The 13444-nt window shown below is 73.7% G+C and carries 12 protein-coding genes and 1 pseudogene; 6 read left to right on the plus strand and 7 right to left on the minus strand.

Annotated features, from left to right (window positions below; translation table 11 throughout):
* Positions 1-371: 371 nt before the first annotated feature.
* A complete protein-coding gene (locus JK361_RS39875; protein ID WP_201827990.1) occupies positions 372-941 on the plus strand; it encodes a CAP domain-containing protein in 570 nt (189 codons plus the stop codon).
* A 104-nt stretch (positions 942-1045) separates the two neighbouring features.
* On the opposite strand, the gene JK361_RS39880 is transcribed toward JK361_RS39875, so the two are convergent.
* From JK361_RS39880 to JK361_RS39900, 5 genes and pseudogenes are all read right to left on the minus strand, one after another.
* The gene (locus JK361_RS39880) at positions 1046-1417 is read right to left on the minus strand and encodes a VOC family protein (protein WP_201827993.1); all 372 of its coding nucleotides are present in this window, start codon (positions 1415-1417) and stop codon (positions 1046-1048) included.
* 208 nt (positions 1418-1625) lie between these two features.
* Positions 1626-2468, minus strand: coding sequence for a hypothetical protein (locus JK361_RS39885; RefSeq protein WP_201827995.1), 843 nt, complete (start codon positions 2466-2468; stop codon positions 1626-1628).
* Positions 2469-2622: 154 nt separating this feature from the next.
* Positions 2623-4221 carry a carboxylesterase/lipase family protein gene (locus tag JK361_RS39890; RefSeq protein ID WP_201827998.1) on the minus strand — a complete coding sequence of 533 codons (1599 nt, stop codon included), beginning with the start codon at positions 4219-4221 and terminating at the stop codon, positions 2623-2625.
* A 335-nt stretch (positions 4222-4556) separates the two neighbouring features.
* Entirely contained in the window at positions 4557-5549 is a 993-nt protein-coding gene (locus JK361_RS39895) for an alpha/beta hydrolase family protein (protein ID WP_201828001.1), read from the minus strand.
* Positions 5546-6466, minus strand: a pseudogene (locus tag JK361_RS39900) (zinc-binding dehydrogenase). Before JK361_RS39900 ends, JK361_RS39895 begins: the two are co-directional and overlap by 4 nt.
* Positions 6467-6555: 89 nt before the next feature.
* Between JK361_RS39900 and JK361_RS39905 the strand changes: the two are divergent.
* The 3 genes from JK361_RS39905 (at position 6556) to JK361_RS39915 (ending at position 9349) form a co-directional block, all read left to right on the plus strand.
* Positions 6556-7500 (plus strand): LysR family transcriptional regulator, encoded by a 945-nt coding sequence (locus tag JK361_RS39905; RefSeq protein ID WP_201828004.1) that lies wholly within the window; start codon positions 6556-6558, stop codon positions 7498-7500.
* A gap of 221 nt (positions 7501-7721) precedes the next feature.
* On the plus strand, positions 7722-8279 hold the full coding sequence (locus JK361_RS39910) for a DinB family protein (protein ID WP_201828007.1): 558 nt from the start codon (positions 7722-7724) through the stop codon (positions 8277-8279).
* Positions 8280-8521: 242 nt separating this feature from the next.
* Complete coding sequence (locus tag JK361_RS39915) at positions 8522-9349, plus strand: maleylpyruvate isomerase family mycothiol-dependent enzyme (RefSeq protein WP_201828010.1); 828 nt, start codon at positions 8522-8524, stop codon at positions 9347-9349.
* 381 nt (positions 9350-9730) lie between these two features.
* Here JK361_RS39915 and JK361_RS39920 read toward each other — a convergent pair whose 3' ends face one another.
* Entirely contained in the window at positions 9731-11089 is a 1359-nt protein-coding gene (locus JK361_RS39920) for an FAD-dependent oxidoreductase (protein WP_201828013.1), read from the minus strand.
* 555 nt (positions 11090-11644) lie between these two features.
* Here JK361_RS39920 and JK361_RS39925 point away from each other — a divergent pair.
* Positions 11645-11944, plus strand: coding sequence for a helix-turn-helix domain-containing protein (locus JK361_RS39925; RefSeq protein WP_201828016.1), 300 nt, complete (start codon positions 11645-11647; stop codon positions 11942-11944).
* 119 nt (positions 11945-12063) lie between these two features.
* On the opposite strand, the gene JK361_RS39930 is transcribed toward JK361_RS39925, so the two are convergent.
* Entirely contained in the window at positions 12064-12597 is a 534-nt protein-coding gene (locus JK361_RS39930) for an STAS domain-containing protein (RefSeq protein ID WP_201828019.1), read from the minus strand.
* A gap of 131 nt (positions 12598-12728) precedes the next feature.
* On the opposite strand from JK361_RS39930, the gene JK361_RS39935 reads away from it, so the two are divergent.
* Positions 12729-13085, plus strand: a complete 357-nt coding sequence (locus tag JK361_RS39935) for a helix-turn-helix transcriptional regulator (RefSeq protein WP_201828022.1) — start codon at positions 12729-12731, stop codon at positions 13083-13085.
* The last annotated feature ends 359 nt before the right edge of the window (positions 13086-13444 follow it).

A 13444-nucleotide genomic window follows, 5' to 3' on the forward strand; every position in this document is an offset into this window, starting at 1 on the left:
TGCACGGCCGTCAGCTCAAGCCGGTACCTGCGACCCGACAGCATAGAAACACCCCCCAACTGATGTGATCACGCTAGCGCGGGCCACTGACAACGCAGCGAACTCCGCCGCTTCGCGGCTCCGGCACGAGGATGAGCTAACCCCGCTCTAAAGGACGGGGCTTGCGCTCAAGACATCCGGTCAGGATCTTGTGACGAGGCGGACGCGGCACGCATCCGCACGCGGCATCCGGCCCACAGGCCGTGCGAGCGGCGCGGAGCCGCGTCCGTGTGGGGGATCGGGGCATGTCGTGGTCGCCCGCGGGGTGGGGGTGGCCGCGACAGTGGGCACGTCGTCCCCGATCGGGGGGCGTGCTGTGGAGGAGACTGGACATGGGACATGTGGTGAGGCCGGCGGTTGCCATCGCGGCGGCCGGGATTCTCGGGCTGCTGGCTCCGGGGCCCTCCAACGCGGCCTCGGGTGCAGCGCCGCAGCCGCAACGGGCGGCGGTGACGTCCGTGGCGGGTTACTACCCGGACGTCGACCGCATCGTCTGCGAGATCAACGAGGACCGGGCCGGCCACGGGCTGCCCGCGCTGCTGATCTCGCAGACGGCTGGCGACGTCGCCCGCGCGCACGCGAAGGACATGTCCGGGCAGAACAAGCTCACGTCCGTGGGAAGCGACGGCAGGGACCTGCGCGCGCGGCTGAGCGACGCGGGCATCTTCTCGTCCTTCGTCTACGAGTTCATGTTCTACGGGTACGACCACGACGGGTACTTCGCGGACATGGCCACCGACCCCGACCCCGCCAACGAGTTCCACAAGGCCCTCATGAACTCGAAGGTCGTGGCGCTCGGCCTCGGCTACGAGGACCGGTACTGGGACGTCGACCTGCTGGGAGCACACCGGCGCCTGACGACGCGCGCCGCGTCCTGCGGCGACAGCACGACCACCGCGTAGGTCCGCTCCGGCCCGGCGCAGGTACAGCCGGTGGTCGTGGAGCAGTGGGGCCGGGGGTCCCGGTCCGGGCCGGCAGCGCGGGCGAGGGGCTCGCGACCCGGCGGTCAGCGCGGGCTGATGCAGAAGGGATGGCCGGCCGGATCCGTGAGGACCCGCGCCCTGTCCCCGTGCGGCTGGTGGTCCGGCTTGCCCGCGCCCAGTTCCAGCAGCCGGGCCTCGGCTTCGTCCAGGTCCTCCTCGACCGTGAAGCAGATGTGCAGCTGCTGGGGGACGATCTGGCCGGGCCAGCTCGGGGCCCGGTGGTCGTCGACCCGTTGGAAACCGATGAACAGTCCGTGCTCACCGTTGAGGCCCGCGAAGTCGGCGTCCGACTTCGGGTGCGGTTCGAGGCCGGTGGCCCGCTGGTAGAAAGCCGCCAGAGCGAGCGGATCAGGGCAGTCGAGCGTTATCGCGGCCAGTTTCATCTGCGGGGACAACCTCCGTGCCAGGCGGCGGACTTGCGCACCCGACATCCTAGGGGCGGCTGCGGGTGAAGGGGCGGGACACCGTCCGCCGGCCCGTCCCCTCGCATGGCGCCCGCCCACCCCGCCGGTTCGGGCCGGTCGCGGGCGAATGCGTGGGCCGTGCCGGCGCTTGGCGAACAGGGCTGGGCGGGTGAGGTGCTGTGCTGCGGCGGCGCGGGACTCAAGGGTGCTCGTGGAGCTGGAGGACGCCGGCCGCCGAGAAGCACAGGGCGCCGGTGAGTGTGCCCCAGTTGGCGACGTCGGCGCTGAGCAGGCTGCCGGTGGCGGGGCGGGTGTAGGCGGCGAGCGCGGAGATCATGAACAGGACGGAGCCGAACTGGTTCACGGCGACGATCCACCAGCCCAGGCTGTGCGGACGCAGGCAGGGCCGGCCGTGGCAGATCTCGGCCAGGCCCAGGTGCCCCGAGACGAGGAACAGCACACAGCCGGCCACGTCGGGCACCCAGATCAGCCGGTTGATCTGCTGGACGCTCAGGCCCCGCAGGAAGGAGTCCAGCAGGTTGACGGCGAAGACGAGCGTGCCCAGGAGGAGGACGAACGTGCCGAGCCAGTCCAACCGCATCGGCTCGTAGCTCCACCACCGCCAGCGGTGGGTGGCCAGCCGGCCTCCCCCGGCGGGGTCGTGGCGGGGTGCGTTGATGACCTGGAGAAGCGAGACATAGCCGCCGGTGTTGAAGAACAGGCCGCCCGCGAAGTAGATCGACGCGCACTCGGTCGCATCGCCGGAACCGAACAGGGCGACGCCGGCGCCGGCCGCGAAGAGGGCCCCGCCGACGATGAACGCGATCGCCGCGATGCCGTTGAGTCTGCGCAGCCGGCCGATGGCGACGGCATCCGCATGGATCCGGCGGCTGTGCGCCGCGCCGGGCGGACGGACGTCGAGCGCTCCGCGCCGCCGGGCGATCCGTGACTCCCACACCGCCATGCCGCCGCCGGGAAGGTGCCACGTCAGCCTGGTGACGAACGGTCCCGCGCCCTCGGCGTGCTGCTCCGGCTGTCCCACGGACCGAGCCTAGGTATCAGGCGGGCCCGGACGGCGGTTCGAAACGCCGTCCCGCCGGGCGGTCCGGGGCCGACCGGGCGGGCCGGGGCCAGCTCACGTGCGCGGCCGCCCGGTGCGTGCCACCGCCGAAGAGGCGGCCGGGGCCGGGACGGCGTCAAGAGACGGCCGGGGCTGTGATGACGTCAGTCCTGGCGGAGGGCCGCGCGGAGGCCGGGCCCGCGGCGCCGGAAAGTCCACGCGGACGGTGCCTGGCCGGCTGTCCGGGGCGCAGCAGGCCGAACGGGACGTCGCGCCACAGGGCGCGGAGCCCGGTGGACGTGTCGTCGGCGCTCAGGGGAGCGTCGGGGACGGCCCAGGACTTGACCGGTGTGGTGGCGGCGGTGACCGCCGGCCAGCCCGGGTCGCCGGTGGCGGCGAATCCGGCCCAGGAGCGGAGCATGCGGCGGGACAGGGCGCGGTCGTGGTCGTCGGGGGCACCGCCGATGAGGAAGTCGGCGCCGGCGGCGTCCAGGTTGCCGAAGGCGAAGGGGATGTCCGCGGTGTGCCAGGGCCGGGCCCCGTTGCGCCTGCGGGCGAAGCGGGCCAGGTACGCCCGGCCGCCGGCCCGCGCGTGGTGCTCGGCGAGGCGGGTGGTGTACTCGCCGAACTTCGCGTCGCCGAGGAGCGCGAGGTAGCGGTCCAGGACCGGCGCGTCGGGCATCGCCGCACGGTAGCCGTCGACGAGGTGGGCCGGGAGGGACAACGCCGCGGCGAAGTCCGCCAGTCCGGCTTCGGTGGTGACCTCCCGTACGGCGCCCACCGTGTGGAGGAACCAGCATTCCTCGAGGGTGTGGCACACCAGCAGGTCCACCTCACGCGCCGCCCCGGCGGTGAGCGCGCGCAGCGGGTCGGCGGGCAGCACCTCGCCGTCGACGACGGGTTGGAAGATCACCGGGTCGAAGGCGTGGACCGCCGCCACGGGGTTCGTCCGGCAGTGCGCGGTGACCGTGTCGGAGGCGGCCACCAGCGCCTCGGGCGGCACGGACAGCAGTCCCTGCGGGGTGGGGGCGACTTCGGCCTCGCCCGCGATCCGCTCGGTGACCGCCGCTGCGAGTTCGGCTGTGTAGAAGGCGTTGGGCACGCTGTGGGCGATGGCCCGCCGGAACAGTCCCCGTGCCTGCTCCATGGCCATCAGGCAGGCCACCGAGCCTGCTCCGGAGGAGTGTCCGGCGACGGTGACGTTGCCGGGGTCGCCGCCGAAGGCCGCGATGTTGTCCCGGACCCAGCGCAGCGCGGCGATCTGGTCCAGCAGTCCGCGGTTGCCGGGATGGCCGGACACGTGGCCGAAGCCTTCGAAGCCCACCCGGTAGTTGCAGCTGACCACGGCCAGTTTGGCGTGGGCCAGGGCCGTCCCGTCGAAGTCGGGCTGGGCGGAGGAGCCGAAGGTGTAGGCACCGCCGTGGATGAAGAAGAGCACCGGCAGTGCGCCGCCGTCCGCACGCTCGGGCACCCACACGTTGACGGTGAGGATGTCCTCGTCGCCGGGGCGCCATACGGGCGCTTTGGGCAGTTGCGCCGACTGGGGGGAGATGGGGCCGAAGGCCGTGCAGTCCCGGGTCCCGTCCCAGGCCGGCGCGGGCTGCGGCTCCCAAAACCGGCGGGCGCCGAAGGGTGCGGCCGCGTAGGGGATGCCGAGCACGGCGGTGACGCCGTTGCCGGCCCCTTTGCCCCGCACCCGGCCGCTTGCCGTGCGAAAGTCTGCTTCCGTACTCATCGCGCGTCAGTCTCGCTCGGCAACGGGCACCGGCGCGAGCGGGTTTGGGCTGCGCTGACGGCAGATCCCCAAGCCCCGCCGGGTGCGGCCGGCCCACGCCGGCCCACGCCGGCCGGCTGGTACGGCTGCGCGAGGGCCGCCGTGCCGCTTCGTCTCCTCGACGGCCGCCGTGATGCTACGTCTCCGCGACGGCCCTTTCTTCTGCGCTCACGAGGGCGGTGTCCGTGCGCTTGGCGCCGTCCAGGTCACGGCCCGGCGTGCGGCGCCCCGTTGCCCGCCCGGCATGACGGAACCGGGCCGCGAGACGGGGCCGTTCTGGGGCAGCGCGAGGCGGTTCATGCCGGTGCTCCGGTCAGGGTGTGTGTCATGTGGTCGGCCAGGCGGGGCAGCCAGTCGGGGCGGGCGTTGCCCAGGAGGTGGTCGCCGTGCGGGACGGCGAGGTACGTGCCGCGGGGCGCCGTGCGGGCCAGCGGCTCGCCGTCGGTCACGCCGGGGATGACGTCCTGGCCTCCGTCGACGACCAGCAGCGGGGCCGCGATGCGGGGGGCCAGGGCGGTGAGGTCCACCTGGCGGGCGAAGTCGCGGGCGGCGTCCCGGCCGCCGGCACGGCGGGCCATGATGTGCCGTACCGGTGCGGGCAGTTGCCGCCAGTCGAGGCGGAAGGGGCCGCTGACGGTCGCCACCGCGGCCACGCGCGGCTCCAGCGCGGCGGTGCGGGCCGCGAAGTAGCCGCCCAGGCTGAGGCCGACCACGCCGATGCGGGCGACGCCGAGTGCGTCGACGACCCGGCCCACGACCCGCTCGTAGTCGGGTCTGAGTGTGGTGGTGGCGGCGAGTACGCCCTGCCCGGGGCCGTCCATCGCGAACACCGCCAGGCCCCTGGCCAGCAGCGCGGAGGCGAGGTCGAGGAACTCCTCCTTGGCCGAGTCCAGGCCGGGGACGACGAGAACGGTGCCCGGGGCGTCGGCGGGGCCGCGCAGCCAGCCGGTGAATCCCTCGCCGCTCACCCGCCGTGCGCCGGGCTCCAGCAGGGTCAGGGCGCGGCCGAGGGCGTCGTCCGCCTCGGTGGCGGCGCGCTGTGCCTGGCCGTCGTGGGCGAGGGTGGCGAGGTGGAACCAGCGGGCCGCCGTCAGCAGGTGCCCGGCCGCGGACCGGGAGGAGTGTGCCTTGTGCGCGCGTTCCAGGTGGGTGTGGCCGGTGCGGAGCATGGCGGGTCCCCAGTCGGCGGCGCCGGCGAGGCCGTCGGTGACGCGCTGGTATTCGTGGGGGTCGATGCCTGCCGCGGTGGCGCGGCTCCACTGGGCGGCGGTGAAGTCGGCGGCGTTCAACGTGGTTCTCCCGTGGTCAGTACGGCCTTGCCGCGGATCCGGCGCTCTCGCAGGTCGACCAGTGTGCGGGCGGTGTGGGTCCAGTCGGCGGTGCGGCCGATCTCCGGGTGCAGCCGGCCCCGGTCCACGAGGCGCACCAGGGTGGCGAGATCGGGCCCGTAGGGTGCGCCGGCGTAGTGGAAGTGCTGGATCCTGGCGCGTTCGGGCCCGCCCAGGAGGTCGAAGAAGTCGAGGGTGACCGGGGTACGGCTCGCCTGTCCGAACCAGAGGAGGGTGCCGCCGGGGCGGACCTTGGACAGGGCGAGGGGAAGGTGGGGGCCGCCCGTGGACTCCAGGACGACGTCGAACGGTCCATGGGCCGCGGCGACTTCGTGGACCACCTGGGCGCCCAGCCGTGCGAGGCGCTCGCCGCGTGCCGGTGTGGCCGTCACCGCGGTCAGTTCGGCTCCGGCGGCGACGGCCAGTTCGGTGGTGTAGTGGCCCACCCCGCCCGAGGCGCCGGTCAGCAGCACCCGCCGGCCGGCCAGGGATCCTGCCGTGCGCAGCAGCCGCAGAGCCGTGATCCCCGCCAGTGGCAGGGCTGCCGCGGTCACGCGGTCGATGCCGTCGGGGAGTGAGGCGAGCGAGTGCGTGGGCACGCTGGCGTATTCGGCCCAGCCGCCGTGGGCGGGGTGGCCGACCACGCGGGTGCCGGCCGTGGGGCCCGAGCCGTCGGCCGCGGCCTGTACGACGAGGCCGGCGATGTCCTAGCCGGGCAGCAGGCCGGGCCGGGGCTGTTCGAGGAGGAAGGTCTCGCCGCGGTTGGGTGCGAACGCCTCGACCTTGATCAGGGCTTCGTCGGGTCCGGGGACGGGCTGGGGTGTCTCGGCGAAGGCGACCGGACGTGCCGTGTCCCCCGTGGGAATCAGTCTTCGCATACCGAGCATGCAACCGCCGGGTCCGCCCGGTGATCCAACAACGGCCGGGCGAGATCGACAACTGTTGGTTGTCGCCTATGGTGGGGGCCGTGGATCTGGACCTGGCGCAGGTGCGTGCCTTCGTGCGTGCGGCCGAGGAACTGCACTTCGGGCGGGTGGCCGGGACGCTCGGCGTATCCCAGCAGGTGCTGTCCAAGAGGATCGCGCGTCTGGAATTCCTGCTGGGCGTCGCGCTGTTCGACCGCGACGGCAGGGGGGTGCGTCTGGCGGAGGGCGGGGCGCGGTTCCTCCTGCCGGCCCGGCAGGCCCTGGCCGCCGCCGACGCCGCGGTCGCGGCCGCGGTCGGCGGGCGGCGTCCGCTGCGGGTGGACGTCTGGGGGCACCTGTATGCGCCGATGCGGACGCTGGCCCAGGTCGCCGAGGAGGCCGGGGACCTGGCGCTGGGTCACGGACGGGATCTGGCGTCGGTGTCGGCGGCGCTGCTGAGCGGTGACATCGACGCCGCCTTCGGCCGGGTTCACCCTCCGCTGCACGCCGGGCTGGCCCACCGCCTCGTCCGTCTGGAGCCGGTGGACGCCGTCCTGAGCGTGGGCCATCCGCTCGCGGCCGAGCCGGCGCTGCGGCCGGAGCGGCTGCGCGGCAGTGTGCTGTGGGCGCCGGGTGCGCTCGACCGGCTGGACTTCCTGCACCGGTTCGCCGAGCGGTTCGGCATCCGCGAGCGGGCCACGAGCGTCAACCTGGGCCTCGCCCACTTCCTGGCCGAAGTGGCCCGCGACGCGCGGGGCTTCGCGCTGCTGCCCGCCGACGTGCCGCTGCCGGACATCCCCGGGCTGCGCTCCGTCCCGCTGGTGGAACCCACACCGCTGTACGCATGGTCGCTGCTGTGGCGGGCCGGTGGAGGGCATCCGGGGCTGGACGGGCTCGCCGCCGCGTGCGCCGCGCGGGCCGGCCGGCTGCGGTGGCTGGAGTACGACCCCGCCCGCGACTGGCTGCCGGAACCGCCCACGGGCACAGCCCGGGCCGGCCCGGGCTGAACGGCACGGCGCCGGCGCGGTTTCCGCTTCGGTCCCTGAAGGGCTGGGCGGGCGGCCGTCGTGACGGATCGCTGCCGGCGCGGGGCGGGCCCACGGCCGAAGGGCCGCGCACACCTTTGTGCGCCGGGCTCACCGAGGCATCCCAAAGAGGACAGGATCTGACCTCTTTGGTTTCTAGTGTGGTCCCTGTCCGAACGGAAGACACCGGAAGGCGGAAGACCATGAACGTCAACGAGCTGACCGACCGCGGCCCGGCCGGGGCCCCGGCCGTCACCGGTGAGCGCGCCGACCTGCTGGAGATGCTGGCCAAGCACCGGCACTTTTTGCGCTTCACCACCCGTGACCTCAGCGACCGGCAGGCCGGGCTGCGGACCACCGCCAGCGCGCTGTGCCTGGGCGGCCTGATCAAGCACGTCACCGCGGTGGAGCGGAACTGGGTGGACTTCATCCTGAACGGGCCCTCGGCGATGGGGGACTTCACGGCCATGACCGAGGCCGACCTGGCCCGGCGGGCGGACGAGTTCCGGCTGCTGCCCGGCGAGACGCTGGCCGGTGTGCTGGCCGACTACGCCGAGGTGGCCCGCCGGACCGACGAGCTGGTCGCCGTCCTGCCCGACCTGGACGCCAGGTGGCCGCTGCCGAAAGCACCGTGGTTCGAGCCCGGCGCGCAGTGGTCGGCCCGCCGGGTGCTGATGCACATCATCGCCGAGACCGCTCAGCACGCCGGCCACGCCGACATCATCCGCGAGTGCCTGGACGGCGCCACCAGCATGAGCTGACCGGCGGCGGTGCCGAGTCCCCGGACGCCGCCACCAGCACGCCGACCGACGGCGGGTACGTGGACGGCGCCGCGGGCATGAGCCGGCCGGCGGCGGGTGTCTGGGCGGCGCCGCGGGCATGAGCCGGCCGGCGGCGTCGAGGACCGTGCCGCGGTGTCTTGCCGCGCGCGGCCGCGTCTGGTTGGGTACGAGCGCCGCAGGCACGGTGGGCGTGCCGGGCGGCGGGGAGCGGAGCGGGCAGCGTGGACACGACGGTACGGCGGGAGAGCCCGTGGGCCCTGCCCGACGGGCTGGGGCAGGCTATCCGGGGCACCGCCGAGGAGATCGCGGCGCTGGTGCGCGGCGCGGGCGACACGGCGCTCGCCGTGCCGGGGTCGCAGTGGAGCGTCGGCGAGGCCGCCGCCCACCTGGCCCTGGCCAACGAGCTGATGGCCGACCTGGCCGCCGGGCGGGAGCGGCCCTACGGCGACGGCACGCCCCAGAGCCTGGCCGCGGCCAACGCGCAGTCCCTCGCCGTCTTCACGGAGCGCCGGGCGGAGCCTCTCGCGACGATGATCAGGGAGCAGGCGGAGGCGTTCCTGGAGGCTGTGTCGCGCCGTGCGGGCGACGGGGCGGCACCGGCCACTCCCCTGGGCCCGATGAACCGGTCCGTTCTCGCGTCGTACCTGCTCACGCACATGCTCGGCCATGGATACGACCTGGCTCGCGCCCTGAAGCGGCCGCACATGGTCGACCCGGCACGGGCGGGCCTGTGCCTGCCGTTCATGCTCGCGGTCATGCCGCGGGTCGCGGACCCCGCGGCCACGGCCGCCCTCACGGCCCGATACCGGATCCGGCTGCGCGGGGGCGAGGAGTTCGGCGTGTGCGTGGCCGACGGCACCGTGCGGGTGAGTCCGGGAACACCGGAGCAGCGCGCGCACTGCACCATCCTGCTCGACCCGGTCGCCTTCCTGCTCATCGCGCTGGGCCGGCTGCATCCCTGGCGTGCCATCGCCCAGGGGCGCATCCTCGCCTGGGGCCCCCGGCCGTGGCTGGCCCCCCGCTTCCCCGCCCTGTTCACCGCCCCCTGAGCCGTTTCCCGCCTGGCCCCGCACCCTGAGCCGTTTCCCGCCCGGCCACGCGGCCGGCACCGAAACGGTGAGAGGCCACCACATGTCGCCGCCCGGCACAGAAACGGTGGGAGGTCACCACATGTCGCCGCCCGGCACGGAAATGGTGAGAGGCCACCACACGTCGCCGGCCGACACCGAAGCGGTGGGAGGCCACCGGATGCCGCCGCTCGGCACCGAAGCGGTGAGGGGTCACCGTATGCCTGTGGTGGTTCCTTGTCCCACTGCCCTGCGCCCATGGCCGAGCCGCGTGAGGTGAACTCCCTGCGTGACGTCCGCGGCGCGTCGAACGGTGACGCGCTGCTGCTGTGGGCCGCCAAGTGCCTCTGACGCTCGCCCGGTTCACGTGCGCCGGACGGTGGCCGTCAGGATCTTCCAGACCACCAGGGGGTGGAACAGCACGGCCGGTGAGGCCACCATGTTGACCACGCGCACGAACCTCGCCCACACGCTCGCGTCCGTCACCGCCACGTCGAACAGACGGGTGTTGTACCAGTGGGCGAAGCGCGCGGTGGCGGGCCGGCCTTTCGGGGTCCACATCAGATCCGAGTTGGTGGCAAGCGTCCACGGGCTCAGCAGCAGGCGGCCCAGTTTCTTCTGGAAGGCGCCGGCGACGCCGTCCAGTCGCCCGGACGCCCGGCGCGGGCGCAGCATGCGCTGGAGCAGTTCGGCCTCCATCGCCGCCACCGTGAGGCCCTGGCCGTAGACGGGGTTGAAGACGCAGAGGGCGTCGCCGACGGCGATGAGGCGATCGGGCCAGTTCTTGACGGCGTGGTAGAGCCGCCACTGGTTGTCGGCGTTGGTGTAGCGGCGGGTGGGTTCCTGGACGGTGCGCCGGCCGATCTGTTCGGCCAGGCGGGGGTTGTTCAGGGTTTCGGCGAAGGCGAGGTAGCCCTTGTCGTCGGTCGGCGGCTGGTCCTGGAATCCGAAGAGCGAGCAGGTCCACCGGTTGCGTTCCACGGCGAGCAGGACTCCGGCCCGGGGCACGCTGGGAGCGAAGAGCATCTGGTAGGCGATGTAGTAGTCCGGGTGGCCGGGGTGCCCCTCGTCGGGCCGGTCGAAGTTCATCGACGTGTAGGTGACCTTTGCCTTCACGGTCCGTGTGGGCGGCACGGTGATGCCCGTCGCGCGCAGCCAGTCCGCCAGGGGGCTGGAGCGTCCCGAGGCGTCGACGACCAGGTCGGCGGCCACCTCGAACGGCTCCTGCGCGGGCCGTGTGCCGTGCGGCCGGCATCTGACGCCGCTCACCCGGCCGGAGGGGTCGTGGGTCAGTCCCGTGCACCGGGTGGACGGGATCAGCGTGACCTGGGGCAGTGCGAGCACTTTGCGGCGCAGGCGGCGTTCCAGCTCGTCGCGGGTGAAGGTCTGGATGCGGACGCCGGTACGGTGCCGTGGCGCGAGCCCGACGGGCAGCATGAAGTCGATGCCCTCTCCGTAGTCGAACACCGGTGCCCCTGCTTCGCGCAACTCCTCACGCAGTCCGGGGAACAGCCGCTCGAGGATCTGGCCGCCCTTGGCCAGCAGGGCGTGCGCGTGGTAGCCCTGCGGGGCACCGGGGTGGACACCGGTGTCCTCGTCGACGGCGTCCCGTTCCACGAGGACGACCTCGTGGAAGAAGTCGGCCAGTACGCGCGCGGTCACCAGTCCCGCGTAGCTGCCGCCGATGACGACGGCCTTGCCCCACGGGCGAGTTGTTCTCATGTCGTCTCCCAGGTGTGGTCGGGGCGGAGCGCCGGCGCCCAGCCAAGTCAACGACACCGTCCGGGCGCCCGGTACGGGGCTCGGGAAGCACCCGGGGAGCGCGTGCGGGCCCGCTCCGGCGCCGGCGTGGCCGGTCCGGCCGGTCCGGCACGGCGCGGGGCTTCGGTTTTCCGGGGCGGACGCGGGACGGGGGCCGGGGGTGTCAGGCGTGGCGCAGGTGGGCGGGGGCGCCGTCCTGGGTGGCCATGCGCAGGACGGTGGCGGTCGGCGGAAAGGTGGCCGGTGGCCGGGGCGGCCCGCATCAGGGAGAACATGTCGCCCGCGACGGTGGTCACCACGTCGGCGCCGAGACCGGTGGTCACGCCGGCGGCCCGCAGCCGGTCGGTCATCGGCGCGCCGTGGCCCATGGCGGCCTCGACGGCGGGGGCGATCGAGGCGGTGCCGCCGGAGTCGGCGATCCGGCGCAGTACGTCGTCAGGCAGTGAATTGCCGTGCACGTAAAGGGTGCCGGGGCCCAGCAGGCCGGCCCGGGCGAGCGCGGCGACGGGGCGCGGGGTGTGGGGGCCCGCGCCGGAACTCGGCCGCGCCGTGCTGCTGTCGTCCGGCGGGACCACCAACACGCTCAACCGGCTGGCCGCGCGGGAACTGGCCGACCGCAGCCCCGACCCGGACGACGGGCACAGCATGTTCATCCGGCTCACCCCCGAGGAGGTCCGTCTCGCAGAGCGCGCGCTCCTGGGCAACGCGGCGGCCCACGGCGAGGTCTTCGACGGCGTACCGGGCGCGGACCTGGACGCCGCGGCCCACGCACTGCGGGCCGTCCCGCTGCCCGGCGACCGGGACCGCCGACGCTGACAGACCGCCGGCGTCGAAGGGCCGGCGGTGCCGAGGGAGCGGCGGTGCCGAGGGGCCGGCGGTGTACCTGTCGCCGGTGTCGTCGTCAGACGAGAGTGCCGGTCACCGACGCGGATCGCTCAGGTATGCGGAGTGCGACGGCGTTCGGCGAGGTTCGTCCGGTTCCGTGCCGACGTGACGCCCCGAAAGGTTGCCGCCTTCGGGGCGTGCGCGGTGGCCGGTGCGGAGTGACGCAGCTCCGGGCGGCGCGGTCCCGCAGGGGCGAACAGCTCTCGGCAGCCGAGGAGGCCGAGCAGCCTGTCGATCGCGGGGCCGCCGGCCTGGATGACGACGGTCTTGCCCTGACTTAGGGCGCGCCGTCGCAGCTCCAGGAGGACATGCAGGCCGGCGCAGTCGCAGAAGCCGAGACGGCTCAGGTCCAGGTCGAGTCCGCCGGAGGAGGCGGCGAGAGCCCGGTGAAGGTCCTCCCGGAGGAGGTTGCCGGATTCGAGGTCGAGCTCGCCGCGGACCGTCACGTGGATCCGGTCCCCGCCGACTGCGTAGGAGGTGACCGCCTGGCCGGGCGCAAGCGGCTTCCCGTGCCCGTCCGCGGCGCCCGAGGGAAGCGGACCCGACGCGGGGCGCCGTTCGGCCCGATGGGCAGGGTCATGCATGGGTCGCTCCCTCATCTGCTCGCCGAGGTCTGCCTCCACATTCCCCCGAGAACCCGATATACGTCAACCAATGCACGAATCGCCGTACGTGTTTTTCGATGCATGCATGTCTTGTCAGTAAACTTTGGAGCATGGATGGGGTGCCCGAGTCACACAACGGATGGACGTTCCTGACGAATCACGCCCGCGTACTCGCGGCCATCGCGGACAACCAGACCGCGCGCATCCGCGACATCGCGGCACGCTGCCGCCTCACCGAACGCGCCGTACAGAAGATCATCGCCGACCTGGAGCAGGACGGCTACCTCTCCCACACCCGGGAGGGGCGCGGCAACACCTACCGGATCGATCCCACGAGGATTCTGCGTCATCCCGCCGAAGCCGGTCTCGGCCTGACGGTGGCTTCGCTCCTGTCTCTGCTCGTCCAGGACGAGGCCCACCGGGTCGGGCCGTCCGCCGAGCACGATCGGCCGCACACGACGGCCTGACGGCCGCGCCCACGCCAGCCACCGGAGAGGATCAGCCCAGGGAACCGTCGACGACCGTGCTCCGTGCCGGCCGAAGCCCGGCGCACGGTCCGCACCTCGTCGACGACGCGGCGGAAGGGCTCGGCTACCCGCGCGGGGTGAACCGCCGTCTTGCCGGTGAGGCGCCCGCGGCCGGGCGGGGCGGCGCCGAACAGGGGGCGACGCCAGGCGAGGGGGAAAGACGAGTGACGTCGTCGCGGCTGCCGCCGCTCGCGGTCCTGCCCGCCCGGGACGGGCCGGTACGCGGAGCCCCGGTCGCTCAGTACGCGGAGCCGGGGACGGGCCGGTACGCGGAGCCGGGTGGCCCAGTACGCGGAGCC

Origin of the sequence: Streptomyces musisoli, from assembly GCF_016741855.1 — a bacterium.
GTDB lineage: Bacteria > Actinomycetota > Actinomycetes > Streptomycetales > Streptomycetaceae > Streptomyces > Streptomyces musisoli.

Bases quoted from the DNA above. Each gene is read 5' to 3' on its own strand.
- JK361_RS39875 (WP_201827990.1), top strand. From the start codon at position 372: ATGGGACATGTGGTGAGGCCGGCGGTTGCCATCGCGGCGGCCGGGATT.
- JK361_RS39890 (WP_201827998.1), bottom strand. From the start codon at position 4,221: ATGAGTACGGAAGCAGACTTTCGCACGGCAAGCGGCCGGGTGCGGGGC.
- JK361_RS39910 (WP_201828007.1), top strand. From the start codon at position 7,722: ATGAACGTCAACGAGCTGACCGACCGCGGCCCGGCCGGGGCCCCGGCC.
- JK361_RS39920 (WP_201828013.1), bottom strand. From the start codon at position 11,089: ATGAGAACAACTCGCCCGTGGGGCAAGGCCGTCGTCATCGGCGGCAGC.
- JK361_RS39930 (WP_201828019.1), bottom strand. From the start codon at position 12,597: ATGCATGACCCTGCCCATCGGGCCGAACGGCGCCCCGCGTCGGGTCCG.
- JK361_RS39935 (WP_201828022.1), top strand. From the start codon at position 12,729: ATGGATGGGGTGCCCGAGTCACACAACGGATGGACGTTCCTGACGAAT.